Origin of the sequence: Microbacterium sp. K36 (genome assembly GCF_004794355.1) — a bacterium.
GTDB classification, from domain to species: Bacteria; Actinomycetota; Actinomycetes; order Actinomycetales; family Microbacteriaceae; genus Microbacterium; species Microbacterium paraoxydans_D.
The window spans coordinates 1-447 of sequence record NZ_SSDN01000026.1 but is presented as its reverse complement, the minus strand read 5'-3'; the positions used below and the strand labels follow the sequence as shown (position 1 = coordinate 447).

Annotated in this window: 1 protein-coding gene; it reads right to left on the bottom strand. The window is 68.2% G+C overall.

Features of this window, described 5'->3' with window-relative positions:
- Window positions 1–255, bottom strand: a 255-nt coding sequence (locus DW296_RS00980) for a hypothetical protein (RefSeq protein WP_205807770.1), incomplete at its 3' end; no start/stop codon positions are given.
- Window positions 256–447: the final 192 nt, after the last annotated feature.

The window sequence follows — 447 nt, the reverse complement described above, 5'->3', positions numbered from 1 at the left end:
CCTCACGACGAGGCGCACCACCATCGCGGTTGTATCCACCCTCACGACGAGGCGCACCATCGCGGTTGTTGTAACCACCCTCACGACGCGGAGCACTACCGTCGCGGTTGTAACCACCTTCGCGACGAGGGCCCGAGACACGGTTGTTGTAGCCGCCCTCACGACGCGGAGCACCGCCGTCGCGGTTGTACCCACCCTCACGCCGCGGAGCACTACCATCGCGGCTGTAGCCACCCTCACGACGAGGCGCACCACCGTCGCGATTGTAACCGCCCTCGCGGCGGGGGGCACCGTCACGGTTGTTGTAGCCGCCCTCGCGACGAGGCGCACCACCATCGCGGTTATAGCCGCCCTCACGACGAGGCGCACCACCGTCACGGTTGTAGCTACCCTCGCGGCGAGGGGCACCGTCACGGTTGTAGCCACCCTCGCGGCGAGGGGCACCGT